This is a genomic window from Blastococcus sp. SYSU D00669, assembly GCF_054050715.1.
In genome coordinates this window covers 22,666-47,222 of record NZ_JBJGZV010000004.1, presented here as the reverse complement: position 1 = coordinate 47,222, position 24,557 = coordinate 22,666, and the positions used below count along the sequence as shown (strand labels likewise).

Here is a 24,557-nt window from a genome sequence, read left to right as displayed (position 1 = left end):
GAAGCTGCCTGCTCGCGCCGCCGTCGTCAATGACCTGGGCCCCGGTACGGTCCGCCGGGTGTCGGGAGCCCCGCTGGTCCGCCGGTCCGCCCTGCTCGTGGTCGCCGTCCTGGCCGTGCTGCTCGGCGGCGCGACGTCGGCACGGGCGCACACCGAGCTGGCCGCCTCGACCCCGGCCGACGGCAGCACGGTGACCGGGCCGCTGCCCGCCGTGGAGCTGACGTTCAGCGGGGCGGTGCTGACCCGGCAGGTCACCGTGCGCGGCCCGGACGGCGCCGACGTCACGACCGGCCCGGCGAGCGTGGCGGGCGCGGTGGTCACCCAGCCCGTGGCGCTGGGCGGAGCCGGCAGCTACACGGTCGACTACGGGGTGGCCTCCTCCGACGGGCACGACGTCGACGGGTCGCTGACCTTCACCTACGCGCCGCCCGCCACGTCCGTCGCACCGTCGCCGACGCCGGAACCGATGCCGGAACCCGCGGCGCCTTCGCCGGCCGCGCCGAGCGAGGCGGCCGCCGAGAGCGAGGCCGGCGGGCTGCCGGTCTGGCTGCTGGTCGGCGGCACGGCGGTCCTGGTCGGCGTCGTCTTCCTCATCCCGTGGCGGCGCCGGTCGCGGCGCCGAGCGGGCGGGTCCCGATGACGACGGTGGCCTCGTCGTCCTCGTCGGCGACGACCCGGGCGGTCAGCCCGCCGGCGGCGAGCACCGCCACCGCCGCGGGCGCCTGGTCCGCGCCGGTCTCGGTGAGCAGCGACCCGCCCGGCGCCAGCCAGCCCGCCGCGTCGGCAGCGACCCGCCGCAGGACGTCGAGCCCGTCGCCGCCGCCGTCGAGCGCGACCGGTGCCTCGTGCAGCCGCGCCTCGGCCGGCATCAGGGGCAGCGCGGCGGTGGGCACGTAGGGGACGTTGGCCAGCAGCACGTCGACCCGGCCGCGCAGCTCGGCGGGGAGCGGGGCGAACAGGTCCCCCTCGAACACCCGCCCCCCGGTGGGCTCGACGTTGCGGCGGGCGCAGGCGACCGCGGCCGGGTCGACGTCGGCGGCCACCAGCTCGACGCCGGGCCGGGCGGCGGATACGGCGAGCCCGAGCGCCCCGGAGCCGCAGCACAGGTCGAGGACGACGGCGGACGGCGGGGTGAGCGCCACCGCCCGGTCGACGAGGAACTCGGTGCGCCGGCGCGGGACGAAGACCCCGGGCGCCACCGCGATGCGCAGGCCGCGGAACTCCGCCCAGCCGAGCACGTGCTCCAGGGGCTCGCCCGCGACCCGGCGGGCGACGAGGGCCGCGAGCCGGGCGTCGGTGGCCGCCTCGGCCCGGAGCAGCGCGGCCTCCTCCTCGGCGAACACGCAGCCGGCCGCGCGCAGCTGCTCGACGACCGTCACGGGGCCAACCTAGGTCGCGGGACGCCACCGGGTGACGGACCGGAGCGGTGTCCGGCCGGCGCGACACCGCTCCGATCCGACACCGGGCGCCCTCCGCGGCGGCCTAGGAGGCGGCGCCCGCCGCCTGCCGCAGCAGCGCCCCGGCGTCCGACGCCGGCATCGGCCGGTGCAGCAGGTAGCCCTGGGCGTGGTCGCAGTCCTGCGCGCGCAGCGCCGCCAGCTGCGCCGGCTCCTCCACGCCCTCGGCGACGACGGTCAGCCCGAACGTGTGCGCCGCCCGGATGATCAGCGCGACGAGGTCGTGGTGCCCCGGCTCCGTCGAGGAGATGAAGCTGCGATCGATCTTCAGCGTGTCGACCGGCATGTGCCGCAGCTGGCCGATCGAGGTGTAGCCGGTGCCGAAGTCGTCGAGCGCGATCGCCACGCCCATCCCCCGCAGCGCGGCGAGGTGCGCGAGGGCCACGGGGTCGTCGACGAGCACCGTCTCGGTCACCTCAAGGACGAGCAGCTCGGCGGGCAGGCCCGAGGCGTCCAGCGCGTCGCGCACGTCGGCGACCACACGGCGGTCGGCGAGGTGCCGGCCGGAGACGTTCACGGCGATCGTGGGCTCGGGGCCGCCGTCCGCCGTCCCGGCCGCCCGCCACTCGGCGAGCTGGCGGGTGGCCTCGTGCAGCACCCAGCGGTCGAGTTCGCAGATCAGCTGCGAGCTCTCGGCCACGGGGATGAACTCGTCCGGTGGCACCATGCCGGTGCCGGGCCGCTCCCAGCGGATGAGCGCCTCGTAGCCCATGAGCCGGTCCGACGCCAGGTCGACGACGGGCTGGTAGTGCAGGCGCATCTGCCCGTTGGTGAGCGCCGCGGCGATGGCCGCCTCGAGCTCGGCGCGGTCCGACAGCTGCCGGCGCAGGGTCTCGTCGAAGATCTCGGCGCGCCCGCGGCCGTGGTCCTTGGCGCGGTAGGCGGCGGTGTCGGCCTCGGCGAAGAGCAGGTCGGCGTCCACCTCGCCGTCCCGGCTGACCGCCACGCCGACGCTGGCGCCGATGCGCACCGAGGTGGCCGCGACGGCGTAGGGCTCGCTGACGGCGGCGATCAGCCGGTCGGCGAGCTCGAGCAGGTCGCGCTCGGCCGGTACGTCCTCGACGAGGACGACGAACTCGTCGCCGCCGAGCCGGCAGACCACGTCGCCGGGGCGGACGGACCCGCGCAGCCGGACGGCGACCTCCTGCAGCACCTCGTCGCCGCAGGCGTGCCCGTGGCCGTCGTTGACCGCCTTGAACCCGTCGAGGTCGACGAAGAGCAGACCGGTCATCGCCCCGGACCGCCGTGCCCGGTGCAGCGCGGAGGTGACCAGGGTCAGCGCCTGGGCCCGGTTGGGCAGCTGGGTGAGCGGGTCGTGCGTGGCCTGGTGGGCCAGGGCGAACTGCAGCTCCTCGCGCTGGCGCACCGAGGCGACGATCTCCCGGACCGATGCGTGCACGACCTCACCGAGCGGCCCGGGGAGCGGCTCGTGCAGCAGGGCGTCGTCGAGATCGCCGCGAGCGACCGCCTGGGCCTGGTCCTGGATCCGCCGCAAGCCCGCGACGGCGGCGTCCAGGGCCGCGGAGACCGTGCGGACCTCGCGTGGGCCGGCCACCTCGACGTCGACGAGCGAGCCCTGGCTGATCTGCCTGGCCTGACCGGCCAGGAGGCCCAGCGAGCGCGCCACGCGGCGGCCGAGCAGCGCGGCGCCGAGAAGGGCCGCGAGCAGCAGCCCGGCACCGAGCTGAAGCGTGCTCCACAGCCTGTCGTTCGCCCGCTCACGATCAGCGGCGGCGAGCGACTGGGCGCTGCGGGTGGCCGTGGAGACGAGATCCGTGAACGAGGTGCTGCGCTCGTCGGCCTGGTAGAGCAGGCCGATCAGCTCCATGAACGACACCGCACCGCGCGAACCGTTGAGGACCTCGTCCACCTGGGTGACCGCCGCGGAGGACATGACCTCCTCCCACTCCCTGCGCAGCGCCGGCTGGGACAGGTCCTCCATCTGCCGCCGCGCGTCGCTGTAGGCAAGCCAGGCGGTCTGCCAGCCCATCCGTGAACCGATCACGCTGTCGGTGGGGGCGAACAGCGAGCCCAGGTAGAGGGGCAGGTGCCGGCTGGCGCTCTGCGCCAGCTGGGCACTGGCCTGCACGTCGCGGATGGCGTCGAGCGTGTGCTCGGGCACGCCCTCGGAGCCGGCAGCGGCGGCGGCCGCCCGCTCGGCGTTCATCAGGTCGTTGGACACGGCCAGGTAGCCGAGGTAGAGCTGCTCGAGACCGATCGTCCGGTCGGCCGCCGTCTCCCGCAGCGCGGCCACGTCGGCCCGGGCGCGGTCCGCGGCGGCCGCCCCGACGGAGTCGGTCGGCACCGCGTCGAGCGCCTCGTCGGTCGCTGCCTGGAACGTGACCAGCTCCGACTGGGCGGTGTGCCGCTGGGCCTCCAGGAGCAGCGGAGGCAGGCCCAGCGCGCTCGCGGCGGCCGGGTCGTCGATCACGGCCACCGACAGCACGGGGATGACCTCGCGTTCGACGTGGCTGCGCGCGACGTCGAGCCGGGCGAGGGTGCGCACGGCTTCCTCCGCACGTGCGGCGCCGTCCGCCTCCGCCAGGCGGGCATGGGCCACCACCGCGGTGAGCACGCCCACACCGGCGAGAGGGATGAGGACCAGAGCGGTCAGGTACACCCACAGCGGTGCGCCGCGTCGGCGGCCGCGCGTCGTCGAGCGTCCGGGAAGGTGCATGCGGTCCCATCGGCAGGAATAGGACGATCCTGAGCCGGATCGCTCGCGTGGGTGAGGCGGGCCGCCGGTCCCGGGTGCCCGGCGGCCCTCGTGGTCGCGCTGGGTCAGCAGCCGCAGTCGCAGCTGGCGTCGGTGCAGTCGGGGTCGCAGCAGTACGTCGGCACGGTCGTCACCTCCCTCCTCCGCTCGGGGGTCGCAGCAGGGCGTGCGCGGAGGCGGGGCAGGCGCCGCGCAGCTCCGCGGAGGCGCCCAGCGCAGGGGGCAGCTCCTCCCGGGGCACGGGGACGAAGCCGAACCGCGGGAACCAGTCCGCGGCCGACTCGGTCAGCAGCGCGACCGGCGCGCCGGCGGCATCGACCGGGGCCAGTGCGGCGGTGACGAGGGCTGCGCCGAGGCCGGTGCCGCGCCGCCGTCCGGCGACCGCGGCCGAGCGGAGGAGGAAGGCGGTGGCCGGCCCGTCGCCGTGCCGCTCGAGCGCGACCGTGCCGACGACGTCGCCGTCCTCCTCCGCGACGAGGACCTGGGTCGCGCCGTCCAGCCCCTCGAGCGGCAGGCCGCAGGCGGCGACCAGGGCGTGCACCGCGGGCAGGTCCGCCGGGACGGCGGGGCGGACGACGGCGTCGCGCGTCATGCCGGGGCGCAGCAGGGCGTGCCGGCGGACCGGGCCGTGCGCAGCCGGTCGACCGCGGCCGCGGCGCGGCGGGCTGCGCGCGCCCACGTGCTCGGGCGGCAGCAGCGGGCGAGCGCGGCCAGCCGGGCGGTGTCAGCGCGGCGCTGCAGCTCGGCGCCGCGCTCGTCGGCGATGAGCTGGGCGACGTAGAGGGTGCTCATGGTGGGTCTCCTTCAGCAGCAGGCGGGTTCGGCCGTGTCGGCGGAGAAGGTCGCGCTGTCGGCCAGGACGGTGTAGACCTCCCAGCGCTCCCCGCCGGGGGTGCCCTCCACCCAGAACTTGTCCTGCCTCGCGTAGCAGCAGGTGGTGCCGCGCTCGTCGGTGGAGGCCAGGCCGAGCGCGGCCAGGCGGGTCTGCTCGGCGTCGACGGCGTCGGGCGAGGCGACCTCGATGCCCAGGTGGTCGAGCGTGCCGCCCTGCCCCGGGTTCTCCAGCAGCACCAGCTTCAGCGGCGGGTCGGCGATCGCGAAGTTGGCGTAGCCGGGCCGGGTCTTGGCCGGCTCGGTGCCGAAGAGCTTGGCGTAGAAGGCGGTGGCCGCCTCGACGTCGTCGACGTTGAGCGCGAGCTGGACGCGGGACACGGGGACCTCCGGAGGGCTCGGGGCGGACACATCGACCGCCGTCGATACGAGAGGTTGCCCGGAACATCGACAGCTGTCAATATGTTCGTGGGGGCGAGTTCCGACGGTGAGGGAGAGCCATGACGGTGCGGGAGCTGCCGGTGCTGGAGCAGCCGGACGTCCAGGCGTGCTGCGCGCCGCTGGCGGCCGTCCTGCTCACGGAGCCGGACGCGCAGACGCTCGCCCGCCAGTTCGCCGCGCTGGCCGACCCGGTCCGGCTCCGGATCGTCTCGCTGCTCGCCACGGCAGAGGACGGCGCGGTGTGCGCGTGCGACCTGGTCGACCCGGTCGGGCGGAGCCAGCCGACGGTCTCCCACCACCTCAAGGTCCTGGTCGAGGCCGGGCTGCTCACCAGCGAGCGGCGGGGGCGCAACATCTGGTACGCCGTCGTGCCGGCCGCGCTCGAGGCGCTGCGGGGAGCGCTGGCGACCCGCTGACCGCCGTTCACCGGCTGTTCGCTCGACGGCCGGCGCGCGGCCTGGTTGCATCAGCGTGTGCTGACATCATCCGCGACTGATGAGTTGCTGCGGGCCCTGGCCGACCCGCTGCGGGCGCGGATCGTGGAGCTGCTCGCCGAGGAGCAGCTGTGCACCTGCCACCTCGTCGAGCTGACCGGCGCGCGCCAGACCAACGTGAGCAACCACCTGCGGGTGCTGCGCCGGGCGGGGGTCGTCCAGACCGAACCGGTGGGGCGCTACACCTACTACCGGCTGCGCCCCGAGGCCCTCGAGGGCGTTGCCGCGCACTACCGCGACCTCGCTACCCGCGCGGGCCGCGCCGACGTCGGCCGCCGGCCGTGCGGCTGAGCCTGCTCGGCCGGCAGGCGCTGGCAGAGTTCCTCGGCTCGGCCGGCCTGGTCACCGTCGTCATCGGGTCGGGCATCGCCGCCCAGCGGCTCTCCGCCGACCCCGGCCTGCAGCTGCTGGAGAACGCACTGGTGACCGGCGCCGGGCTGGTGGCGCTCATCCTGGCGTTCGGACCGGTCTCCGGCGGGCACTTCAACCCGGTCGTGACGCTCGCGGCCCGGGCCTTCGGCGGCGTCTCGACCCGCCAGGTGGCCGCCTACCTGCCGGCGCAGCTGGCCGGGGGTGTCGCCGGGGCGGTCACCGCCAACCTCATGTTCGACCTGCCGGCGATCAGCATCTCCACGCACGAGCGCGCCTCGGGCGGCCTCTGGTTCTCCGAGGTGCTGGCCACCTTCGGGCTGGTGGTGCTGATCTTCGGGTTGACCCGTACCGGCCGCGGCACCGTGGCGCCGTTCGCGGTGGGCGCCTACATCGCCGCGGCCTACTGGTGGTCGTCGTCGACCAGCTTCGCCAACCCGATGATCGACGTCGCCCGCACGCTGTCGGACACCTTCGCCGGCATCGCGCCGGCATCGGTCGCCGTCTTCGTCCTCATGCAGCTGCTCGGGGCCGCCGCCGGCGTCGGCGCCGTGGCGCTGCTGCACCCCACCGCCACCGAGGAGTCCCGATGAGCACCCCCGCCGTCCTGTTCGCCTGCATCCACAACTCCGGCCGGTCGGTCGCCGCGCAGGTGCTGACCCGCCACCACGCGGCCGGCCGCGTGGCCGTGCGCTCGGCCGGCTCCGAACCCGGCAGCGGGGTCAACCCCGTCGTCGCCCAGGTGCTCGTCGAGCGCGGCCTGCCGGTGGGCGAGCACCTCCCCACCCTGCTCGACGCCGATCTGGTGCAGGCCAGCGACGTGGTGATCACGATGGGCTGCGGCGAGACCTGCCCCGTCCTCCCCGGCCGGCGCTACGAGGACTGGCCGGTCGAGGACCCGGCCGGCCAGGACCTGGAGACCGTGCGCCGGATCGTCGACGACATCGACGCACGGGTCCGGCGCCTGGTGGGCGAGCTGACCGGTCAGGCCATCCCGGAGGCGGCCAGCGGGTCGTAGCCGGGGCTGCGCAGCAGCTCGTGCAGCTGGCGGCGCCGGACCCCGACGTTGCTGCCCTCGATGATCGGGTAGGCCAGCGCGTCGGCCAGGGCCGACATGATCGGGAAGCTGCGGTCGTACGCCTGGACGCCGACCACCTTGACCAGGTCGTTGACCACGTCGACGCCGGTCTCGGAGCCGAACACCTTGGCGTGCAGCGCCATCTCCAGCGCCGACGGGTGACCGGACAGGACGGCGTCGAGCGCCCGCCAGCCGAGCAGCCGGACGGCCTCGATCCGCCCCTTCGCGTCGGCGAGCACGTCGGCCACGGCCTGGTGGTCGAGGATCGGCACCGCACCGCCGCGCTTCTCCGTGCGCGCGAACCGGTAGGCGATGTCGAACGCCCGCCGCATGGCCGCGACGGCGAAGACGGCGATCGAGGCGCCGCTGCCGAGGAAGGCCGCCCGGGTCAGCGCGATCCCCTGCCCCTCCTCGCCGATCAGGTTCTCGCGCGGCACGCGGACGTCCACCAGCCGGATGCGGGAGGTCAGGCAGCCGCGCAGGCCGAGCAGGTCGTAGTGCTCCTCGACCTCGACGTGCCCGGCCAGGTGCTCGCGCTCGGCCACCAGCAGCGACACCCCGCCCGGCGTCCGGCAGACGATGGTCATCACGTCGGGGCCGTCGCCGTCCCACCCGGACAGGTGCGACGCCCACGCCTTGCGCCCGTTGACCACCCAGGAGCCGCCGTCGGGGACGGCGGTGGTGCGGGTGCCCTCCGCCGGCGGCGGGGCGTCGAAGTTGGCGCTGCCGCCCGGCTCGCTGTACGCCATGGCGGCCAGCGGCGCGCCCGTGTCGGCCAGGAACGGCGAGACGAACCGCTCGATCTGCGCGGGGGTGCCCGCCTGGTACACCGGCACCAGGGCGATGAGCGGGCCGGCCATCGAGATGACGAAGTCGGGGCTGTGCACGGCCCACTCCTCGATGAAGATGCCGGCGTCCACGCCGCTCGACGCCGTCCCGCCGAACGGGGCCGGGATGAAGCCCTTGAGGAATCCGGCGGCGACGGCCTCCTCGAAGACCGGGCGGGCGAGCAACGCACGCGCGAGCGGGTCGGGTTCGGCCCGGACGGCGGCGGCGAGACCGGCCAGGCGCTCCTCGGCGAACTGGCGGGCGACGGACTTCAGCTTCTCCTGTTCGGGGCTGAGCAGGAACGAGACGGTCATCGCGGGTGCCCTCCTCGGTGTCGGCGGACCGCCTCCCAGCGTCGGCCGGCGGCGGGTGCGCGTCTCGGCCGTGCGCGCAGGCTCCCCGTGCCGTTCGTGCACCTACCGGCCGCGCACCTCCCGCGGGCTGGCGCCGAACCGCCGGCGGAAGGCGCGGCTGAACGCCGTCGGGTCGTCGAAGCCGTGGGCCGCCGCGATCTCGGTGACCGTCGCGGGGACGCGGGCGTCGGCGAGCAGGGCGGCGCACGCGTCCAGCCGCATCGCGCGGACCGTGGCCGCGAAGGAGTCGCCGCCGTCGGCGAAGGCGTTGTGCAGCGTCCGCGGGGAGACGGCGAAGCGGCGGCAGACGCTCGTCACCGACAGCCCGCGGTCGGTCAGGTGGTCGCGCACGTGCTGCAGGACGGCGGCGCGCAGCACGGCCCGCCCGGGGACGGCCGGCTCCCACGGCGCGGTCGCTGCCGCGACCGCCGAGGCGAAGGACTGCTCCAGGTCGCGCAGCGCGGCCGGCGGCGTCGCCTCGTCGACCTCCCAGAGCGCGCGCATGAGGGCGGGCACGACCGCTCCCACGCCCGTCCCGTCGATGCCGGTGCCGGTACGGGGTGAGCGCCCGGCCAGGCGCGACCGCAGCTGCTCGTGCGGCACGCGGAAGGAGAGCATCCGCCACTCGCGGTCGAAGTCGAAGTGGTACGGCGCCGTGGTGTCGACAACGACGAACTGCCCGGGCCCCACCACCGACTCGGCACTCCCCTGGCGCGTGCGGCACCGCCCCGCGAGCTGCAGGTTCACGAAGTAGAACGCACCGTCGGTGGCCGCCACCTCGCTCGGACCGTGGTCGGTGGTCTGCGGCTGGGACCAGATGCGCGCCCGGTTCACCTCCCCGAGCGGGCGGGTCTCCACCGTCGCGGCGAAGCCGGGCCGCCGCTCCAGCCGGCGCGGGGTGAGAGGCACGAAGGCGCGGCAGATGACCTCGTGCCAGTAGTCGAACTGCTCCGTCTCGGGCAGCTGCGTCCCGTCCCAGATCGGCATCGCCACCTCCGCCGGCCGTCCCGCCGAGGATCGCGGACCCGGCGGGAACACGGAAGGCCGCCAGGCCCTTGCATATACCCCCTAGGGGTATTACCTTCCCCCACGTCGACGAAGGAGGAAGACATGAGTCGCACGACTGCGGTGCTCGAGGTCTCCGGGGTCCAGTGGGCCTCGTCGAAGGCCGTGGCCGAGCAGGTGCTGGGCCGGCGTCCCGGGGTGCTGGACGTCGAGGCGAACCCGGTCGCACAGACCGCCACCGTCACCTACGACGACGACCGCACGTCGGTGGCCGAGCTCTCGGGCTGGGTCCGCGACTGCGGTTTCCACTGCGCGGGGCAGTCGGTCCCGGCGCACGTCTGCGACCCCGCGGCCGAGCCGCACGCCTCCCGCGCTCCGGAGCACGAGGCGATGGGCCACGGCGGGCACCACGGCTCGATGTCGATGGACGACATGGTCCGCGACATGCGCAACCGGTTCCTCGTGGCCGCCGTCCTGTCGATCCCGATCCTGCTGTGGTCGCCGATCGGGCGGGAGGTGCTGGGCTGGGAGGTCCCGGCGCCGTTCGGGCTGCGGGACGACGTCTTCTCGCTGCTGCTGTCGCTGCCGGTGGTCTTCTACTCGGCCTGGATCTTCTTCGACGGCGCCTACCGGGCGCTGCGGGCCAGGACGCTGGACATGATGGTGCTGGTCGCCGTCGCCGTGGGCGCCGGCTGGCTCTACAGCGTCGCCGTCACGCTGAGCGGCGGCGGCGAGGTCTTCTACGAGGCCGCCTCGGTGCTCACCGCGTTCGTGCTCCTCGGCCACTGGTTCGAGATGCGGGCGCGCGGCGGGGCCAACGACGCCATCCGGGCACTGCTCGAACTGGCTCCCCCGCGGGCGGTCGTGCTGCGCGACGGCGTCCCGGTGGAGGTGCCGACCGCCGAGGTGGTCGCCGGCGACCTGCTGCTGGTCCGGCCGGGGGCGAAGGTCCCGGTCGACGGCACGGTGGAGGACGGCGACTCGGAGGTCGACGAGTCCATGGTCACCGGCGAGAGCCTGCCGGTGCCCAAGACCGCGGGCTCGGCGGTGATCGGCGCCTCGGTGAACACGACCGGCACGCTGCGGGTCCGCGCGACCCGGGTCGGCGCCGACACCGCCCTGGCGCAGATCGTGGCGCTGGTCCAGGAGGCGCAGAACTCCAAGGCACCGGGGCAGCGGCTGGCCGACCGGGCGGCGTTCTGGCTGGTGTTCGTGGCGCTGCTGGGCGGTGGGGCGACCCTGGTGGCCTGGCTGCTGTCGGGCGCCTCGTTCGCCACGGCGATCCTGTTCGCCATCACGGTCGTGGTCGTGACCTGCCCCGACGCGCTGGGGCTGGCCACGCCGACGGCGATCATGGTGGGCACCGGCCTCGGCGCGCGCCGCGGGGTGCTGGTCAAGAACGCCGCGGCGCTGGAGGCCTCCGCCCGCATCGACACCGTCGTCATGGACAAGACCGGCACCCTCACCCGGGGCGAGCCCGAGGTCACCGACGTCGTCGCCGACGGCCTGGACGAGGACGACCTGCTGGCGCTGACCGCGGCGGTGGAGCGGGAGTCGGAACACCCGCTGGCCACGGCCGTCGTCCGGTACGCCGAGACCCGCGGTGTCGCGGCGCCGGCCGCCCGGGAGTTCCGCAGCGTCCCCGGGCACGGCGCGAGCGCGGTGGTCGGCGGCCGGCGGGTGCTCGTGGGCAACGAGGCGCTGATGGCCGGCGAAGGGGTCGACGTCGGCGCCCTGGGGGCGCGGCGCGACGAGCTGGCGGGCGCCGGGCGGACCGCCGTGCTGGTGGCCGTCGACGGGCGCGCCGTCGGGGTCGTCGCCCTCGCCGACGCGGCCCGCGAGACCTCGGCCGCCGCGGTGCGGGAGCTGCGGGACCTCGGGGTGGAGGTCGTGATGCTCAGCGGCGACGACGAGGCCACCGCCCGCCGCATCGCCGACCAGCTCGGCATCGGCACCGTCGTCGCCGAGGTGCTCCCCGGAGACAAGGCGGAGCAGATCGCGCAGCTGCAGCGGGCCGGCAAACGGGTCGCCATGGTGGGCGACGGCGTGAACGACGCGCCGGCGCTCGCCCAGGCCGACCTCGGCATCGCGATCGGCGCCGGCACCGACGTCGCCATCGAGACCGCCGACGTCGTCCTCGTGCGGTCGGACCCGCTCGACGTCCCGATCGCGCTGCGGATCGGCCGGGCGACGGTGCGCAAGATGCGGCAGAACCTCGCGTGGGCCGTCGGCTACAACGCCGTCGCACTGCCCATCGCGGCCGGGGTCTTCGAGCCGGCGTTCGGCCTGGTGCTGCGGCCGGAGATCGCGGCGCTGACCATGTCGGGGTCGAGCTTCCTGGTCGCGGTGAACGCGCTGCTGCTCAAGCGGCTGCGACTCCCGGAGGCGCCGGCGACCGCGGCGGACACCAGCCCGCGCCCCACCCCCGTCGCCCGCTGACCGGTTCCCGGCCGGGGCCTCGCGCTCCGGCCGGGAGCTGGCGGGGCGCGCCCTGCGCGCCGGGAGTCAGGCCGACCGCACCACGTGACCGCTCGAGCCGTCCAGCGCCTCGACGGCGAACCCGCGCAGCGCGAGGAGATCGGCCAGAGCGCGGTTCAGCACCTGCTGGGCCAGGGCGTCGGCCGCGGCGCCGTGCACCTGGTCGACGCTCATCCGGTCGTGCTGGCGCCAGGCCACGACGATGCCGCCGAGCGCCGGCTCGGGCGTCAGGCAGGCCCCGCCGAGCGGAGCGGCCGCACCGGTGGCGTCGTGCAGCGGCAGGCCGGCCTCCGCGACCGCCGCGGCGACCTCGACCACCAGGGTCGTCAGCGGGTCCTCGTCGGCGATCTGCGCGTCCCGGTCCTCGGGCAGCCGGTCGAGCTGCTCGCCGAGGTGGGCCAGCCACGCCCAGTCCTCCGGCGAGGGCCGGCGGTTCAGCCCGCCGTCGGCCCGGCGGTAGCCGTAGGTCGGGACGGCGCCGTCCACGCCGGAGGTCGCCGCCGCCCACCGCGCCTCGGCCCGGTCCGGGAAGGGGCCGGCGACCAGCCGGCCGGGACCGTCCTCCTCGTCCACGACCAGCCACCAGCCCTGGCAGGCGACACCGCCGAGGACGACCTCACCGCTGGACAGACCACCCGCGTAGCTCACCGTTCACCGCTCCATCCCCACCGCCGCGTCCGTGCGGCAGTGGCAGAAACGTAGGGCCGCGCGCGTGTGCCGCACGCCACTCGCGGCCGGCCGCGGCGGCCGCGTTCCCGAATCGTTGCGGGACCGCCGATGGCGGACGACGACCCGTCCCCTGCGTCGGCCACTTGTCGACAGGAACGGCGTTCCCGCAGCGTGGAGCGCCGGTCGTGGCGGTCGACGACCTCCGACGACGCCGTTCCCCGGCGTGTCAGGGCGGTCCGCAGCCCAGCACCGCCGCCACGGCGGCCGACAGCTGCGCGCGGGTCAGCTCGCGCACGCGCCCGGCGCGGATGTCGGGGAACAGCAGGGCTCCGGGCAGCCGGACGACACAGGTGGTGACGACGTCGACGGCGCCCGGGTCGGCGCGGTCCCAGAGGCCGCGGGCCAGCTGCCGGAGCAGGTCGACCAGGCGCCCGTCGAGCGCGCGGAGGTCCTCGGCCAGATCGGCGGGCAGGGCGTCGGTGAGCAGGTCGTCGCGGCGGACCGAGACCAGCAGCCGGGCCGCGGCGAGCTCGCGCTCGGCGAAGCGAGCCGGGGCGTCGGCGGCGGCCTGGACGGCCCGGACGGCGTCGGGCTCGGGTGCGGCCGCTGCGGACTGCACGGCGAGGAACTCCACCGCCCGGCGGTGCCAGGCCCGGGCCACGACCACGTCGACCGACCCGAAGGCGTGGTAGATGCTGCCGTTCGACGCACCGGACCGGCCGGCCAGCGCCCGCACGGTCAGGCCGGTGCGGCCGGTCTCGAGGAGCAGCTCCTCGGCGGCGTCGAGGACGGCCTCAGGCGCGTGCAGCCTCCGCCGGGGCACCGACCGCCGCCTCCTCGCGCCGCTTCGGGGAGACCCACATGGTGATGTCGGCGTGCACGACCACCCGGCCACCGGTGTCGACGACGTCGACGGGGACGACCACCTCCCGCGACCCGCCCTCGCCCAGGTCGGCGAGGTCGGGCACGGTGGCGACGGCGCGCAGGTCGGTCTCGGCCTTGGCCAGGTAGGCGACCGTCATGCCCTTCGGGATCCAGCGGTGGCTCGCCGGGAGCGTGGCCTCCATGGTGGTGCCGGCCGCCAGCTCGGCGAGGGTGCAGCAGGCGATGGCGTGGAACGTGCCGATGTGGTTGCGCACCGCGCGGCGGTTGCGCGCCCGCACCTCCCCCCTGCCCGGCGCCAGGCTGACGAACCGGGGCCGGACGCTGCGGAAGTACGGCGCCCTCCACGCGATCGCCAGGGAGAACAGGTACCTCCCGAGCGGCTTCGGCTCCAGCCGCTCGTACAGGTCCAGCACGGGGGCGCGGTGCTCAGCCATGCACGTTATTAGAGCACGCGCTCCAGTTGCCCGCTGCGGGCCGGTGCCGGGGCCGTCGTCCGCACGGCGCGCAGCTGGAGGACGGCGACGGACGACAGGACCAGCAGACCCCCGAGCAGCTGGACCGGGGTGAGGAACTCCCCGAGCACGACCGCGGCCAGCGCCGCCGTGACCACCGGTTCGAACGTCGAGAGGATCGCCGCCGTGGCGGCACCGGTCCGCCGCAGGCCCGCGAAGAAGGCCAGCATCGCAACAACGGTGGACACGACCGCGATGCAGGCCAGCCAGAACCACCCCGCGGCCGCGAACCCGAGGTCGACGCCGCCGGTCAGCAGCGCCTTGCCGGCGAGCGCCAGCGAGGCGCCGGTCATCACCAGCGCGGACAGCACCACCGGCGGCATCCGGTGCACAACGGTGTCGGCGACGAGGATGTAGACGGTGTAGGTGACGGCGGTCCCGACGGCCATCGCCACCCCGACCGGGTCGAACCGCAGCCCGCCGGCCCCGAGGAGCACGAGCAGCGTCCCGCCCGTGGCGGCGGCGAGCGCGGCCGCCCGCCCGGGCGTCAGCCGGTCGCGGCCGAGGAGGACGGCGCCCAGCGTGACGAGCAGCGGATAGCTGTAGAAGAGCAGCGCCAGCAGCGAGGCGTCGATCCGCTCGAGGGCGGAGAAGTAGAGGCTCGCCTGGGTGGCGTACCCGATCGCCCCCAGGCCGAGGGCGATGAGCACCAGGCCCCGGGCGCCCGGGCCGGCACCTGCGGACGGGGCGGGACGGCCGGCGCGCAGGCCCGGCCGGAGCAGCAGCAGCGCCCCGAGCAGGACGGCCGCCAGGGTGAAGCGGACCAGGACCAGCGCGGTCGGCGAGACGCCGGCGTCGTAGGCGAGCTTGCCGAAGATCGCCATCGCGCCGAAGCACGCGGCGGACAGCAGGCAGAGGACCGGTCCCACGCCTCCAGGGTGCAGCGGGCGACCGATCACGTCCAGTGACGATTTCTCGACTTGATTCGTAAGATCTGCTGCATGATTGCCGGGGACCTGCGCCGGTTGCGGATACTGCGCGAGCTCGAGGAGCGCGGGACCCTCGGCGCCGTCGCCGCCGCGCTCGGCTACACGCCGTCCGCGATCTCGCAGCAGTTCGCCGTCCTCGAGAAGGAGGTCGGTGCGCGGCTGCTGGAGCGGGCCGGCCGCGGGGTGCGGCTGACCGACGCCGGTCGCCTGCTGGCGCAGCACGCCGGCGTGCTGCTGGCGGCGGCCGAGGCGGCACAGGCCGACCTGGCCGCGCTCACCGGCGAGGTCCGCGGCACGGTGCGCGCCGGGGGGCTGCAGTCGGCGACCCGCCACCTGCTCATCCCGGCCGTCGCGCGGCTGATGTCCGGGCACCCGCAGGTGCGCCTGGAGATCACCGAGCTCGAGCTCGAGCAGGCCCTGCCGGAGCTGCGGCTCGGCGCGCTGGACCTGGTGATCAGCGACGAGTACGACGGCCACCCCCGCCCCCGGCCCGCCGGGCTCCGCTTCGCGCTGCTGCACGAGGAACCGCTGCGGCTGGCGCTCCCGGCGGCGCACCCCTCGGCGGCGAGCGGCCGCCCTGTCCCGATCGGCGACCTGCGCGACGACGTGTGGACCTCGTCGGCGGTCGGGACCGGTCACCACGCGATGGTCGTGGGCACCTGCCGCTCCCTGGGCGGCTTCGAACCCGACCTGCGGCACCGCTCGAACGACGCCGACGTGCAGCTCGAGCTCGTGCGCCGGACCGGCGCGGTGGCGCTGATGCCGGCGCTCACGCTCCCGCCGGAGGACCCGGTGCTGGCGGTCCGGGACGTCGCCGACGCCGCCGTGGGTCGCCGGCTCGTCGTCGTCACGCGGGAGGGCCCGACGGCGCCGGCGCTGCGGACCGTGCTGGCCGCGGTGTCCGAGCAGGCGCGCGAGCTGCCCCGCCCGCCGGGTCAGGACCGGTCGTCGGCCCGCAGGTCGTGACGCCGGCCGGCCTCCGGCGCGGTCAGCTGCACGAGGCACTCGGTGAGCCGGGCGACCAGGCCCGCGATCTCGGCCGGGGCGAGCTGCACCGTGCCGGCGCAGGTGTCGTCCTTCCAGACGCTCAGGGTGAGGAAACCCTCGTCGGGGTGCGCGGTCGCCCGCACCGCCCGACCGTCCTCGCGGACGTCGCCGGCCCAGCGACTGGTGGTGGGCAGGGGGACGACGGTCACGCCGTCCACCCTGCCCCCGGGTGCGGAACCGGACCGCCACGCGGCACGGCGAGCCTGCGAGAACCGGCGCGCCGGAACTGGCAGATGTCGACAACCACCGCGTCCCGCACACTGGGGAGGCAGCGGCCGAGCGGCAGGAAGGCAGCAGTGGGGGTACGGGCCAGGATCGCGGGACTCGTGGGCGTGGCCGCCGTGGCCGGCGTGGTCGTCTTCGCGGCCAACTACGTGCCGCCGAACGAGCGCGGCAGCGCGGCCGCTGACGGCCCCCGGCTGACCGGCACCCTCGTCGGGGCCGGGTCCAGCGCGCAGCAGGCGGCGATGCAGGGCTGGACCGCGGGGTTCAGCGCCGTGCAGCCCGACGTCGACGTCAGCTACGACCCGGTCGGCTCGGGCGGGGGCCGTGAGCAGTTCCTGGCCGGCGGCCTCGACTTCGCGGGGTCGGACGCCGCCCTGGACGACGAGGAGCTGGCGCAGGCCGCGCAGCGCTGCGGTCCGGACGGTGTCTTCGAGCTGCCCAACTACATCTCCCCCATCGCGATCGTGCACAACCTCGAGGGCGTCGAGCAGCTCAACCTCTCGCCGGCGACGGTGGCCGGGATCTTCACCGGCCGGATCACCACGTGGCGCGACCCCGCCGTCGCCGCGGACAACCCCGAGGCGACCCTGCCGGACCTGCGCATCACCCCGGTGCACCGCAGCGACGAGTCCGGGACGACGCAGAACTTCACCGACTACCTCGCCGGTGCCGCGCCCGAGGCGTGGCCGTACGAGCCGGACGGGAGCTGGCCGCTGGAGCAGGGCGAGTCCGCCCAGGGCAACTCCGGTGTGGTGGCCGCCGTGGGCGGCGGGGAGGGCACGATCGGCTACGCCGACCTCAGCCAGGTCGGGGACCTCGGCGTCGTCGCCGTCGGGGTGGGCGGCGAGTTCGTGCGCCCGTCGGCCGAGGCCGCTGCCGCCGTCGTGGCGAACTCACCGCGGGCCGAGGGCCGCGGGGAGCACGACCACGTGATCGAGATCGAGCGGGACACCGAGGGATCCGGCGAGTACCCGATCGTGCTGGTCAGCTACCACATCGGGTGCCTGCGCTACGACGACCCGGCGCTGGTCGAGCGGCTGCAGGCGTTCCTCACCCACGTCGTCAGCGAGGAGGGCCAGGGCGCGGCGGCCGAGGTCGCGGGATCGGCGCCCATCCCCGAGGAGCTGCGCGACCAGGCGATGGCCGCCATCGAGGCCGTCTCGGCGACCTGACCGCGCCTCGTTCTCAACCCGAGGCGGGCGGGCGTGCGAACGGACCGTCCGGTCCCTGCACGGCGCGGACCTGCGCGGCGATCACCGCGACCAGGCCGCCACCGCCGTCGCGCACCGCCCGCCACTCCCGCTCGGCCCCCGGGTCGTTCGACCGCGACGGCGCCCAGCCCAGAAGCCGGGGGTGCTCGTCGACCGGGAGCGCGACGGACGATCCGTCGGCCGTCGCGATGCGGAGCTCCCACTCGACCCCGGCCTCGTGGTCGGCCTCGCGGTGCAGGACGACGGAGACGACGTCGGCCAGCTCGACGGTGCGCCAGCCGCGCAACCGGCCCGGGTGGACCAGCTGGGACGACGTGAGCACCGTCCGGTGGGTGAGCTCGCGGGCGTGGCGGACGGCGATCACCGCGAACAGGACGACCAGGGGGCCCACGATCACCAGCCCCCACGGCGACTCCGGGGCCAGCAGCGCGACGATCACGGCCATCCCCGCGGCGCACCCGGCGTAGACCCCGGCGAGCAGCCGGGCCCTGGCACGCGGGGCGATGGTGGTGATCAGCTCGTCACCTGCGCGGACCGGGGCCATCGGCACGGTGCGCCATGCTGCCGGAACGCAGGCCCTCGCGGGGGCCGGGCGGGCCGCAGCCCGGGCCGTGCGGGTGGACGAGGTCGTAGGCGCGGGAGACCTTCGCCGGGACGACCATCCGCCAGGCGTCGACGACGAGCTCGCGGGCCTCGCTCGGATCGAGTGCGGTGAGGGCGGCGTGCACCCAGTGGAACCGCAGGTCCGACGCCGCCGGCAGGGAGAACTTGTGCGGCTCACCCCCCACCAGCGCCTCCCGCTCCTCCTTGGGGAACGCGAAGCCCATGACGCTCTCGTCCGGGGAGAACGCCACGTAGACGAGCTGCCCGACGCGGAACTTCAGCCGGCCGCGCACGTACACCTCGTACGAGCGCTCCAACCCGGCACCCAGCGGCCGGACGTCCTCGATCACCGCCATGTCGCTCCTCCTGCGTCGCGCACACGAGGGTGACCGCGACGGCGGGCCGGAGTCATCGGTCACGCGCCGGCGGCGCTGACTTCTGCGGTCTCGGGGCTTGCCCGCTTCTGGGAAGCCCCGAGACCGCAGGAGTCGCCGGTCGGTGGGCCCCGTGGGGATCGAACCCACAACCCGCGGATTAAAAGTCCGCTGCTCTGCCAGTTGAGCTAGAGGCCCGTGCACGGCCGAGTCTCCCAGACCGGGGAAACCGCGCGGGCACCCTCGCGTGAACACGTCCCGTCACCTGCCCGGGATCTTCCACCCGTTCAGGGGATCCCGCAGCACCGCCCCGGTTACGTAGCGTCATCGACGTCGCGCTGACCCAGCCGACGCACAGACCCCGGCCCGGCCCCCGTTCCCCCCGGGAGGCCGGGCCGGCCTTGTTCCGCCCTACTGGTGCCGGGACGGCAGCCGCGCCAGCACGTGCCCGGCCTGCATGCGCACCTCGAGCTTCTCCTGCGGGTTGGCGGCCGGGCCCCGCCGCGGCTCGCCGTCGTCCAGGTCGAACGCCGAGCCGTGCCACGGGCAGACCAGGCAGCTCCTCCCCCGAACCTCCTCGACCGCCCCCTCGTACAGCGGGCCGGCCAGGTGCGAGCACGCGCCGATGAAGACGTCGACGCGCCCACCCCGGCGCACCACCGCCAGGGGCACCTCCGCGCTGCCGCCGGTCCCGAGGCGCAGCGCCGGACGCCCCTCGGGCAGGTCGTCCATCGGCCCCAGGTCGATCCAGTCCGACCCGAGCGCCCGCGCCGACGTCGCCGCGTGCGACGCCCCGGACGACTGCGCGTACGACATGTGCCCGCCGATCGACGCCGACGCCGTCGCGAGCCCCAGCCCGCTGTACGACAGCACCCGCCCCAGCCCCCCGCGGCCGCGCGCCCGGGCGACCAGCGAGCCGACGTAGAGCCCGAGCGCCACCGAGTTCAGCGCGGCGTGCAGCGCGCCGAGGCGGCGCACACCGGGGTCCTGCTCCGACCAGTCCGCCGCGCCGGCCAGGGCCGCCGGCACGGCGGCCACGACCCCCGTCCCGATCAGCGCGGTCGCGGCCGGGCGCAGCGCCGGGACGGCGTCCAGCAGCCCGGCGGAGGTCCAGCTGCCCACGGGGACCTGGACGAGCACCGGGTGCAGCGGGTGCCCCAGCCAGGTGCCGTGCAGGAAGTCCTTGAGCGCCGGCGGCCTCAGCGCGGAGCGGACCACCCGGCGCGCGGGCTCGATCGCCTTGTCGAAGGTCGGGACGTCGGCGATCCGGTCCAGGAAACCCATCAGGCTCATGGCCGCCCTCTACCCGCGCTGACGTGCGGCGAAGCCGACCGCTCAGTCCGGGGCCGCAGAACCGTCATAGGTGCGAGTGACGATTCGCACAGCGGCGCCGGGCATGTTCGGCCGGTGCCGGTGGCTACAGGGATTGCTGTTGCCGGCGACTGCCCGGAAGGACCCGAGATGACCTGCGCGCTGCTCCACCGCTCTGCGGGGGAGGCGCCGACGCGTCATCTGGCGACCTCGTGGCAGCGCCTGGTCGACCGCCTGTCCCGGGACGACGGCACCGCGCAGTTCGCCCGCTTCGTGACGGTCGGCGGCATCTCCAGCGCCCTGTACGGGGTGCTGTTCGTGCTGCTCCAGGGCCTGGGCCACCAGCCCGCCAACCTCGTCGGCGCGGTCGCCTCGTCGATGCTGGCCAACGAGCTGCACCGGCGTCTCACCTTCCACGCCGGCGAGCGGGTCAGCTGGTTCACCGCCCAGTGGGAGGGCGGCGGGCTCGCCGTCGCGGGCATGGTCGCCACCGCCCTCGCGCTCGCCTGGTTCGACGCCGTCACCGACGACGCCGGCACGCTCGCGCGGCTCGCCGTCGTCGCCGCGGTCACCGGCGCGATCGGTCTGCTGCGCTTCGTGGCCCTGCGCTGGGTGTTCGGCGCGCGCACGCCCGACCGCGCCTGACGCCGGGCGCGACGTCCCCGCTCGCCGGCGGCGTCCGCCCTAGGCTCGCCGCATGACTGGCAGCACGACGACGACCACCCGAACCGCGCGCCTGGCCGCCACGGCCCTGGCCGGCGGGCTGCTGCTCGCACCGCTGGCCGGCTGCACCTTCACCTCGAACAACGTGTCCTGCTCGACGAGCTCGTGCGCGGTGACCCTGAACGGCGACGGCGCGACGGCCGACATCCTCGGCACCGAGCTGCGCTTCGGCGGGGTGGAGAACGGCCGCGCCAGCCTCGGCGTCGGCGACGTCAGCGTCACCTGCGCCCAGGGCGAGAGCGTCGCCGCCGGCCCGCTGCAGCTCGAGTGCACCGAGGTGACGGAGGACTCCGTGGAGCTCACCGCCACCGTCAACTGATCACGCGTCGCGCAGGTCGACCACGATCCGGGTCGGGCCCGACAGCGCGAAGACGCGGAACGGCACCTGGCCATCGGTGCCGATGAAGGCCACCGACGTGCCCTCGAACGTGGCGTCCCAGGCGACCTCGGTCACCGTCCCGGTCCCGTCGCCCGGCAGCGGGTCGGGACCGGCGTACTCCTCCTCGCCGGTGGCGTAGGGGTAGCCGACGCCGGTGATCGTGACCTGCAGGACGGCGTCGCCGGCCACCTCGACCGGGTCGCCGCTGCCCTGCGAGGCGGCCTGGTCGACGTAGCGGACGTCCCAGCCGGGCGTGCCGGTCCCGGCCACCTCGAACACGACGCGGTCGAAGCCGTCCTGCCGGCCGGTGCGGATGCCGGTGACGGTCACCAGGGAATCGGCGGAGGCCTCGGCGGTGTCCGGCTCGGTGTCCGCCGGGAAGGACGGCTCGCTGCCGCCGGCGGTCCCGACCGGCTCGCTCGTGGCGGTGGCCTGCGTCTCGGAGGCCGACGGCGTCCCGCTGCCGGCCGCGGTGTCGGTCCCCGTGGTCTCCTTGCCCTGGCCGCCGCAGCCGGCCAGCAGGGCACCGGCGACGAGGAGGGCGACCGGTAGGGGAAGGGCACGTCGGTGGGTCACGGCGCCTAGCGTGACGGGGCGGACACGCCCGGTCGGGGACCGACGCGCCGGGGCGCCGCGACCCGCGGGACCCGTGTCCCCCGGGGTGGTGTCAGCACCCCGCCGGAGGCCATGTATCGTTCTCCCTGCCCCCGGCGAACGAGCCCCCATCGTCTAGCGGTCCAGGACGCCGCCCTTTCAAGGCGGTAGCACGGGTTCGAACCCCGTTGGGGGCACGCACCACAGCAGCACGAGCAAGGCCCTGTAGCGCAGTTGGTTAGCGCGCCGCCCTGTCACGGCGGAGGTCGCGGGTTCGAGTCCCGTCAGGGTCGCTCTCCGGTGTTCCGGCGCCGGTCGGGGCAGGTAGCTCAGTCGGTACGAGCGCTCGCCTGAAAAGCGAGAGGTCGGCGGTTCGACCCCGCCCCTGCCCACACCTCCGTCAGCAGAGCTCGAGGCGGGCCATGTGCCGCCAGAGCTCCTTGTCGCCCTCGGACAACCGGTCCCAGTCGTCGTAGCTGTTGGCCTCCTGCAGCTGCCGGGCCCGCCGGTCCACCCGCTCCTCGTCGAGCATCCGCGCCCTGGTCTTGTAGACCGACACGTGGTGGACGACGGGGTTGTGGCGATCGTCCCGCTGCTGTGGATCGGTCATGCGTCCTCCTCCGTCTTCCGGAACAGGATCGGCGGAGTTCCGCCCGCGGCGGAGCGGACCGGCGCCCGCCTCACCCCGGGGAGGGAACGCGGCGAACGCCCAGCCAACCTGCTGCCGGTTCTCAGACGATCCACAGGAACGGGGCCCACAGTGGTCGCCATGACGCAAACCGCTGCCTCGGGCGCCCCCCTGACCCGGCCGGACGGCACCCCGCTGCGGGTGCTCGCGGTCGACGACGAGGCCTCCATCACCGAGCTGCTGTCGATGGCGCTGCGGTACGAGGGCTGGGACGTCCGGACGGCGGCCAACGGCGCCGACGCCGTGCGGGCCGCGCGGGAGTTCCGCCCGGACGCGGTCATCCTCGACGTCATGCTGCCCGACATGGAGGGCCTGGAGGTCCTGCGCCGGCTGCGCGCCGACGCCCCGCTGCTGCCGGTCATCTTCCTGACCGCGCGCGACGGCGTCGCCGACCGGATCGCCGGGCTCACCGCCGGCGGCGACGACTACGTCACCAAGCCGTTCAGCCTCGAGGAGGTCGCCGCCCGGCTGCGCGGGCTGCTGCGCCGGACCAACCGGGCCGTGGCCGACGACGGCCTGCTGGTGGTCGGTGACCTCACCCTCGACGAGGCCAGCCACGAGGTGACCCGCGCCGGCGAGGAGATCCGGCTCACCGCCACCGAGTTCGAGCTGCTGCGGTACCTGATGCGCAACCCGCGCCGGGTGCTGTCGAAGGCGCAGATACTCGACCGCGTGTGGCAGTACGACTTCGGCGGCCAGGGCAACGTCGTCGAGCTGTACATCTCCTACCTGCGCCGCAAGATCGACCGCGGCCGCGAGCCGATGATTCACACGCTCCGCGGCGCCGGGTACATGATCAAGCCGGCCACCAGTTGACCCGTCGAGCAGCTCTCCGGCCGCGGCGCCCGCAACGTCTGTCGTTGCGGGCGCGGCTGCTGTGGACGTTCCTCGTCCCGCTCGGCGTCGTGCTGGTGCTCGTGGGTGTGGTCTCCACGATGGCGCTGCGGCAGGAGCTGATCCGGCAGACCGACGAGCAGCTCGCCGCCGCCGTCCAGCGCGGCGCCTCCGGCCCGGGCGGGGGCGACGCGGAGATGCCGTCCCCACTCCCCGGCGGGTACGACCACGACGGCTACGACGGCCAGCCCGACGGCCTCGACAAGCGCGGGCAGGCCGCGGGGACGGTGGCCGCGGTCATCGTCGACGGCATCACCGTGCAGGCCGCCGTCATCACCGACGCCGGCCCGGTGAAGGACCTCGACGGCAAGCAGTGCGACGTCCTGGCCGAGGTCCCGGCCGACGGCGAGCCGCACACGGTGCACCTCGGCGGCGAGCTCGGCGCCTACCGGGTCGTGGCCACCACCGACGACGACGGCCAGGTCGAGCTGACCGGGCTGCCGCTCGGCCGGACCTACCACGCGGTCGAGAACCTGGTCACCGTCGAGGTGGTCGCCGGGCTGGCCGGGCTCGCCGTCGCCGCGATCGCCGGCGTCCTCGTCGTCCGCCGCACCCTGCGCCCGCTCGAGCACGTCGCCGCCACCGCCACCCGCGTCACCGAGCTTCCGCTGGCCAGCGGCGAGGTGACGCTGCCCGAGCGGGTCCCGGCCGCCGACACCGACCCGCGCACCGAGGTCGGGCGCGTGGGCACCGCCCTCAACCGGCTGCTCGACCACGTCGAGGAGTCGCTGCACGCGCGGCAGGCCTCGGAGATGCAGGTGCGGCAGTTCGTCGCCGACGCCAGCCACGAGCTGCGCACCCCGCTGGCCTCGATCCGCGGCTACGCCGAGTTCTTCCGGCGGCAGCAGGCCGACGGCCGCCTGCCCTCCACCGACGACGTGGCGCACATGCTGCGCCGGGTCGAGGCCGAGTCCCTGCGCATGTCGGTGCTGGTCGACGAGCTGCTGCTGCTCGCCCGCCTCGACGCCGGCCGCGACCTCGAGCTCGGCGAGGTCGACCTCAGCGTCGTCGTCCTCGACGCGGTCAGCGACGCCCGGGTGTCCGGGCCCGGGCACTCCTGGGAGGTCGACGTCCCGCCGGTCGCCGTCCTGCTGCCCGGGGACGCCGCCCGGCTGCACCAGGTGCTGGCCAACCTGCTCACCAACGTCCGGGCGCACACCCCGGAGGGGACGACGGCGACCGTGCGGCTCGCGGTGGACGGCGGCACCGCCGTCCTGGAGGTGGCCGACGACGGCCCCGGCATCCCCGCCGAGCTGCAGCCGCAGGTGTTCGAGCGCTTCGCCCGCGGCGACGCGTCCCGCTCGCGGGCGGCCGGCAGCACGGGGCTGGGCCTGGCCATCGTCGCCGCCGTGGTCGGCGCGCACGACGGCTCGGTCGCGGTGGAGAGCCGGCCCGGCCGGACCGTGTTCACCGTCCGGCTGCCCGGCGCCGAGCTGGGACGCCCCGAGGACGAGGCGGGGTAG

Annotated in this window: 29 protein-coding genes and 4 tRNA genes; 15 read left to right on the top strand and 18 right to left on the bottom strand. The window is 75.4% G+C overall.

The genetic code is table 11. From position 1 onward, the window contains the following. Positions 1-58: 58 nt before the first annotated feature. Complete coding sequence (locus ACI8AF_RS04700) at positions 59-640, top strand: copper resistance CopC family protein (protein WP_456538509.1); 582 nt, start codon at positions 59-61, stop codon at positions 638-640. Here ACI8AF_RS04700 and ACI8AF_RS04695 read toward each other — a convergent pair. The 5 genes from ACI8AF_RS04695 to ACI8AF_RS04675 form a co-directional block, all read right to left on the bottom strand. Beyond that, entirely contained in the window at positions 591-1,379 is a 789-nt protein-coding gene (locus ACI8AF_RS04695; protein ID WP_456538508.1) for a putative protein N(5)-glutamine methyltransferase, read from the bottom strand. The two genes, ACI8AF_RS04700 and ACI8AF_RS04695, sit on opposite strands and share 50 nt — an antisense overlap. A gap of 103 nt (positions 1,380-1,482) precedes the next feature. Next, positions 1,483-4,134 carry a putative bifunctional diguanylate cyclase/phosphodiesterase gene (locus tag ACI8AF_RS04690; protein ID WP_456538507.1) on the bottom strand — a complete coding sequence of 884 codons (2,652 nt, stop codon included), beginning with the start codon at positions 4,132-4,134 and terminating at the stop codon, positions 1,483-1,485. Between the two features lie 169 nt (positions 4,135-4,303). After that, positions 4,304-4,765, bottom strand: a complete 462-nt coding sequence (locus ACI8AF_RS04685; protein WP_456538506.1) for a GNAT family N-acetyltransferase — start codon at positions 4,763-4,765, stop codon at positions 4,304-4,306. Then, on the bottom strand, positions 4,762-4,965 hold the full coding sequence (locus ACI8AF_RS04680; protein ID WP_456538505.1) for a hypothetical protein: 204 nt from the start codon (positions 4,963-4,965) through the stop codon (positions 4,762-4,764). Before ACI8AF_RS04680 ends, ACI8AF_RS04685 begins: the two co-directional genes overlap by 4 nt. 12 nt (positions 4,966-4,977) lie before the next feature. Beyond that, complete coding sequence (locus ACI8AF_RS04675; RefSeq protein WP_456538504.1) at positions 4,978-5,385, bottom strand: ArsI/CadI family heavy metal resistance metalloenzyme; 408 nt, start codon at positions 5,383-5,385, stop codon at positions 4,978-4,980. 119 nt (positions 5,386-5,504) lie between these two features. Here ACI8AF_RS04675 and ACI8AF_RS04670 point away from each other — a divergent pair, with 119 nt between their 5' ends. The 4 genes from ACI8AF_RS04670 (at position 5,505) to ACI8AF_RS04655 (ending at position 7,326) form a co-directional block, all read left to right on the top strand. Continuing rightward, positions 5,505-5,861, top strand: coding sequence for a metalloregulator ArsR/SmtB family transcription factor (locus tag ACI8AF_RS04670; protein ID WP_456538503.1), 357 nt, complete (start codon positions 5,505-5,507; stop codon positions 5,859-5,861). Positions 5,862-5,945: 84 nt separating this feature from the next. Continuing rightward, positions 5,946-6,230 (top strand): ArsR/SmtB family transcription factor, encoded by a 285-nt coding sequence (locus tag ACI8AF_RS04665; protein WP_456538502.1) that lies wholly within the window; start codon positions 5,946-5,948, stop codon positions 6,228-6,230. Continuing rightward, on the top strand, positions 6,221-6,901 hold the full coding sequence (locus ACI8AF_RS04660) for an aquaporin (RefSeq protein WP_456538501.1): 681 nt from the start codon (positions 6,221-6,223) through the stop codon (positions 6,899-6,901). The genes ACI8AF_RS04665 and ACI8AF_RS04660 overlap by 10 nt, the downstream gene beginning before the upstream one ends. Then, a complete protein-coding gene (locus ACI8AF_RS04655) occupies positions 6,898-7,326 on the top strand; it encodes an arsenate reductase ArsC (RefSeq protein WP_456538500.1) in 429 nt (142 codons plus the stop codon). Before ACI8AF_RS04660 ends, ACI8AF_RS04655 begins: the two co-directional genes overlap by 4 nt. Here the strand turns inward: ACI8AF_RS04655 and ACI8AF_RS04650 are convergent. Both ACI8AF_RS04650 and ACI8AF_RS04645 read right to left on the bottom strand, forming a co-directional pair. Further along, positions 7,293-8,528 carry an acyl-CoA dehydrogenase family protein gene (locus tag ACI8AF_RS04650; RefSeq protein WP_456538499.1) on the bottom strand — a complete coding sequence of 412 codons (1,236 nt, stop codon included), beginning with the start codon at positions 8,526-8,528 and terminating at the stop codon, positions 7,293-7,295. The genes ACI8AF_RS04655 and ACI8AF_RS04650 overlap by 34 nt on opposite strands. A gap of 102 nt (positions 8,529-8,630) precedes the next feature. Continuing rightward, positions 8,631-9,554, bottom strand: coding sequence for an AraC-like ligand-binding domain-containing protein (locus ACI8AF_RS04645; RefSeq protein ID WP_456538498.1), 924 nt, complete (start codon positions 9,552-9,554; stop codon positions 8,631-8,633). 123 nt (positions 9,555-9,677) lie between these two features. On the opposite strand from ACI8AF_RS04645, the gene ACI8AF_RS04640 reads away from it, so the two are divergent. Next, a complete protein-coding gene (locus tag ACI8AF_RS04640) occupies positions 9,678-12,011 on the top strand; it encodes a heavy metal translocating P-type ATPase (RefSeq protein WP_456538497.1) in 2,334 nt (777 codons plus the stop codon). Between the two features lie 66 nt (positions 12,012-12,077). Here ACI8AF_RS04640 and ACI8AF_RS04635 read toward each other — a convergent pair whose 3' ends face one another. The 4 genes from ACI8AF_RS04635 to ACI8AF_RS04620 all read right to left on the bottom strand — a co-directional run bounded on the left by ACI8AF_RS04635 (position 12,078) and on the right by ACI8AF_RS04620 (position 14,985). Further along, positions 12,078-12,698, bottom strand: a complete 621-nt coding sequence (locus tag ACI8AF_RS04635) for a hypothetical protein (protein ID WP_456538496.1) — start codon at positions 12,696-12,698, stop codon at positions 12,078-12,080. Positions 12,699-12,945: 247 nt separating this feature from the next. Further along, positions 12,946-13,542 carry a TetR/AcrR family transcriptional regulator gene (locus tag ACI8AF_RS04630; RefSeq protein WP_456538495.1) on the bottom strand — a complete coding sequence of 199 codons (597 nt, stop codon included), beginning with the start codon at positions 13,540-13,542 and terminating at the stop codon, positions 12,946-12,948. Then, complete coding sequence (locus tag ACI8AF_RS04625) at positions 13,514-14,038, bottom strand: hotdog fold domain-containing protein (protein WP_456538494.1); 525 nt, start codon at positions 14,036-14,038, stop codon at positions 13,514-13,516. The genes ACI8AF_RS04630 and ACI8AF_RS04625 overlap by 29 nt, the downstream gene beginning before the upstream one ends. 8 nt (positions 14,039-14,046) lie before the next feature. Beyond that, positions 14,047-14,985 (bottom strand): DMT family transporter, encoded by a 939-nt coding sequence (locus ACI8AF_RS04620; RefSeq protein ID WP_456538493.1) that lies wholly within the window; start codon positions 14,983-14,985, stop codon positions 14,047-14,049. 72 nt (positions 14,986-15,057) lie between these two features. On the opposite strand from ACI8AF_RS04620, the gene ACI8AF_RS04615 reads away from it, so the two are divergent. Continuing rightward, positions 15,058-16,011: a LysR family transcriptional regulator gene (locus tag ACI8AF_RS04615; protein WP_456538492.1), complete on the top strand. Its 954-nt coding sequence runs from the start codon at positions 15,058-15,060 to the stop codon at positions 16,009-16,011. Here ACI8AF_RS04615 and ACI8AF_RS04610 read toward each other — a convergent pair. Next, the gene (locus tag ACI8AF_RS04610) at positions 15,981-16,241 is read right to left on the bottom strand and encodes a hypothetical protein (RefSeq protein WP_456538491.1); all 261 of its coding nucleotides are present in this window, start codon (positions 16,239-16,241) and stop codon (positions 15,981-15,983) included. The genes ACI8AF_RS04615 and ACI8AF_RS04610 overlap by 31 nt on opposite strands. 183 nt (positions 16,242-16,424) lie before the next feature. Between ACI8AF_RS04610 and pstS the strand changes: the two genes are divergently transcribed. After that, on the top strand, positions 16,425-17,489 hold the full coding sequence (gene pstS, locus ACI8AF_RS04605) for a phosphate ABC transporter substrate-binding protein PstS (protein ID WP_456538490.1): 1,065 nt from the start codon (positions 16,425-16,427) through the stop codon (positions 17,487-17,489). Positions 17,490-17,502: 13 nt separating this feature from the next. On the opposite strand, the gene ACI8AF_RS04600 is transcribed toward pstS, so the two are convergent. The 4 genes from ACI8AF_RS04600 to ACI8AF_RS04585 form a co-directional block, all read right to left on the bottom strand. Then, positions 17,503-18,078, bottom strand: coding sequence for a hypothetical protein (locus ACI8AF_RS04600; protein WP_456538489.1), 576 nt, complete (start codon positions 18,076-18,078; stop codon positions 17,503-17,505). After that, positions 18,050-18,487 carry an MmcQ/YjbR family DNA-binding protein gene (locus ACI8AF_RS04595; protein WP_456538488.1) on the bottom strand — a complete coding sequence of 146 codons (438 nt, stop codon included), beginning with the start codon at positions 18,485-18,487 and terminating at the stop codon, positions 18,050-18,052. The genes ACI8AF_RS04600 and ACI8AF_RS04595 overlap by 29 nt, the downstream gene beginning before the upstream one ends. 143 nt (positions 18,488-18,630) lie before the next feature. Further along, positions 18,631-18,703: transfer RNA gene (locus tag ACI8AF_RS04590), tRNA-Lys, on the bottom strand. 213 nt (positions 18,704-18,916) lie between these two features. After that, positions 18,917-19,798: a Rieske 2Fe-2S domain-containing protein gene (locus tag ACI8AF_RS04585; RefSeq protein ID WP_456538487.1), complete on the bottom strand. Its 882-nt coding sequence runs from the start codon at positions 19,796-19,798 to the stop codon at positions 18,917-18,919. 168 nt (positions 19,799-19,966) lie between these two features. Between ACI8AF_RS04585 and ACI8AF_RS04580 the strand changes: the two genes are divergently transcribed. Next, the gene (locus ACI8AF_RS04580) at positions 19,967-20,461 is read left to right on the top strand and encodes a GtrA family protein (RefSeq protein WP_456538486.1); all 495 of its coding nucleotides are present in this window, start codon (positions 19,967-19,969) and stop codon (positions 20,459-20,461) included. 52 nt (positions 20,462-20,513) lie between these two features. After that, positions 20,514-20,858 (top strand): hypothetical protein, encoded by a 345-nt coding sequence (locus ACI8AF_RS04575; protein ID WP_456538485.1) that lies wholly within the window; start codon positions 20,514-20,516, stop codon positions 20,856-20,858. Here the strand turns inward: ACI8AF_RS04575 and ACI8AF_RS04570 are convergent, their stop codons facing one another. Then, complete coding sequence (locus ACI8AF_RS04570; protein ID WP_456538484.1) at positions 20,859-21,494, bottom strand: AMIN-like domain-containing (lipo)protein; 636 nt, start codon at positions 21,492-21,494, stop codon at positions 20,859-20,861. It lies immediately after the preceding gene. Between the two features lie 142 nt (positions 21,495-21,636). Between ACI8AF_RS04570 and ACI8AF_RS04565 the strand changes: the two genes are divergently transcribed. The 3 genes from ACI8AF_RS04565 to ACI8AF_RS04555 all read left to right on the top strand — a co-directional run bounded on the left by ACI8AF_RS04565 (position 21,637) and on the right by ACI8AF_RS04555 (position 21,904). Further along, positions 21,637-21,709 (top strand) — tRNA-Glu (locus ACI8AF_RS04565). Positions 21,710-21,731: 22 nt separating this feature from the next. After that, positions 21,732-21,805 (top strand) — tRNA-Asp (locus ACI8AF_RS04560). 25 nt (positions 21,806-21,830) lie between these two features. Further along, positions 21,831-21,904 (top strand) — tRNA-Phe (locus ACI8AF_RS04555). 8 nt (positions 21,905-21,912) lie between these two features. Here ACI8AF_RS04555 and ACI8AF_RS04550 read toward each other — a convergent pair. Beyond that, positions 21,913-22,122: a hypothetical protein gene (locus ACI8AF_RS04550; RefSeq protein WP_456538483.1), complete on the bottom strand. Its 210-nt coding sequence runs from the start codon at positions 22,120-22,122 to the stop codon at positions 21,913-21,915. 159 nt (positions 22,123-22,281) lie between these two features. On the opposite strand from ACI8AF_RS04550, the gene ACI8AF_RS04545 reads away from it, so the two are divergent. Further along, positions 22,282-23,016, top strand: coding sequence for a response regulator transcription factor (locus ACI8AF_RS04545; protein ID WP_456538482.1), 735 nt, complete (start codon positions 22,282-22,284; stop codon positions 23,014-23,016). Between the two features lie 44 nt (positions 23,017-23,060). Beyond that, on the top strand, positions 23,061-24,557 hold the full coding sequence (locus tag ACI8AF_RS04540) for a sensor histidine kinase (protein ID WP_456538481.1): 1,497 nt from the start codon (positions 23,061-23,063) through the stop codon (positions 24,555-24,557).

Bases quoted from the DNA above. Each gene is read 5' to 3' on its own strand.
- ACI8AF_RS04690 (WP_456538507.1), bottom strand. From the start codon at position 4,134: ATGCACCTTCCCGGACGCTCGACGACGCGCGGCCGCCGACGCGGCGCA.
- ACI8AF_RS04685 (WP_456538506.1), bottom strand. From the start codon at position 4,765: ATGACGCGCGACGCCGTCGTCCGCCCCGCCGTCCCGGCGGACCTGCCC.
- ACI8AF_RS04680 (WP_456538505.1), bottom strand. From the start codon at position 4,965: ATGAGCACCCTCTACGTCGCCCAGCTCATCGCCGACGAGCGCGGCGCC.
- ACI8AF_RS04670 (WP_456538503.1), top strand. From the start codon at position 5,505: ATGACGGTGCGGGAGCTGCCGGTGCTGGAGCAGCCGGACGTCCAGGCG.
- ACI8AF_RS04655 (WP_456538500.1), top strand. From the start codon at position 6,898: ATGAGCACCCCCGCCGTCCTGTTCGCCTGCATCCACAACTCCGGCCGG.
- ACI8AF_RS04650 (WP_456538499.1), bottom strand. From the start codon at position 8,528: ATGACCGTCTCGTTCCTGCTCAGCCCCGAACAGGAGAAGCTGAAGTCC.
- ACI8AF_RS04645 (WP_456538498.1), bottom strand. From the start codon at position 9,554: ATGCCGATCTGGGACGGGACGCAGCTGCCCGAGACGGAGCAGTTCGAC.
- ACI8AF_RS04640 (WP_456538497.1), top strand. From the start codon at position 9,678: ATGAGTCGCACGACTGCGGTGCTCGAGGTCTCCGGGGTCCAGTGGGCC.
- ACI8AF_RS04625 (WP_456538494.1), bottom strand. From the start codon at position 14,038: ATGGCTGAGCACCGCGCCCCCGTGCTGGACCTGTACGAGCGGCTGGAG.
- ACI8AF_RS04615 (WP_456538492.1), top strand. From the start codon at position 15,058: ATGATTGCCGGGGACCTGCGCCGGTTGCGGATACTGCGCGAGCTCGAG.
- ACI8AF_RS04595 (WP_456538488.1), bottom strand. From the start codon at position 18,487: ATGGCGGTGATCGAGGACGTCCGGCCGCTGGGTGCCGGGTTGGAGCGC.
- ACI8AF_RS04585 (WP_456538487.1), bottom strand. From the start codon at position 19,798: ATGAGCCTGATGGGTTTCCTGGACCGGATCGCCGACGTCCCGACCTTC.
- ACI8AF_RS04580 (WP_456538486.1), top strand. From the start codon at position 19,967: ATGACCTGCGCGCTGCTCCACCGCTCTGCGGGGGAGGCGCCGACGCGT.
- ACI8AF_RS04575 (WP_456538485.1), top strand. From the start codon at position 20,514: ATGACTGGCAGCACGACGACGACCACCCGAACCGCGCGCCTGGCCGCC.
- ACI8AF_RS04550 (WP_456538483.1), bottom strand. From the start codon at position 22,122: ATGACCGATCCACAGCAGCGGGACGATCGCCACAACCCCGTCGTCCAC.
- ACI8AF_RS04545 (WP_456538482.1), top strand. From the start codon at position 22,282: ATGACGCAAACCGCTGCCTCGGGCGCCCCCCTGACCCGGCCGGACGGC.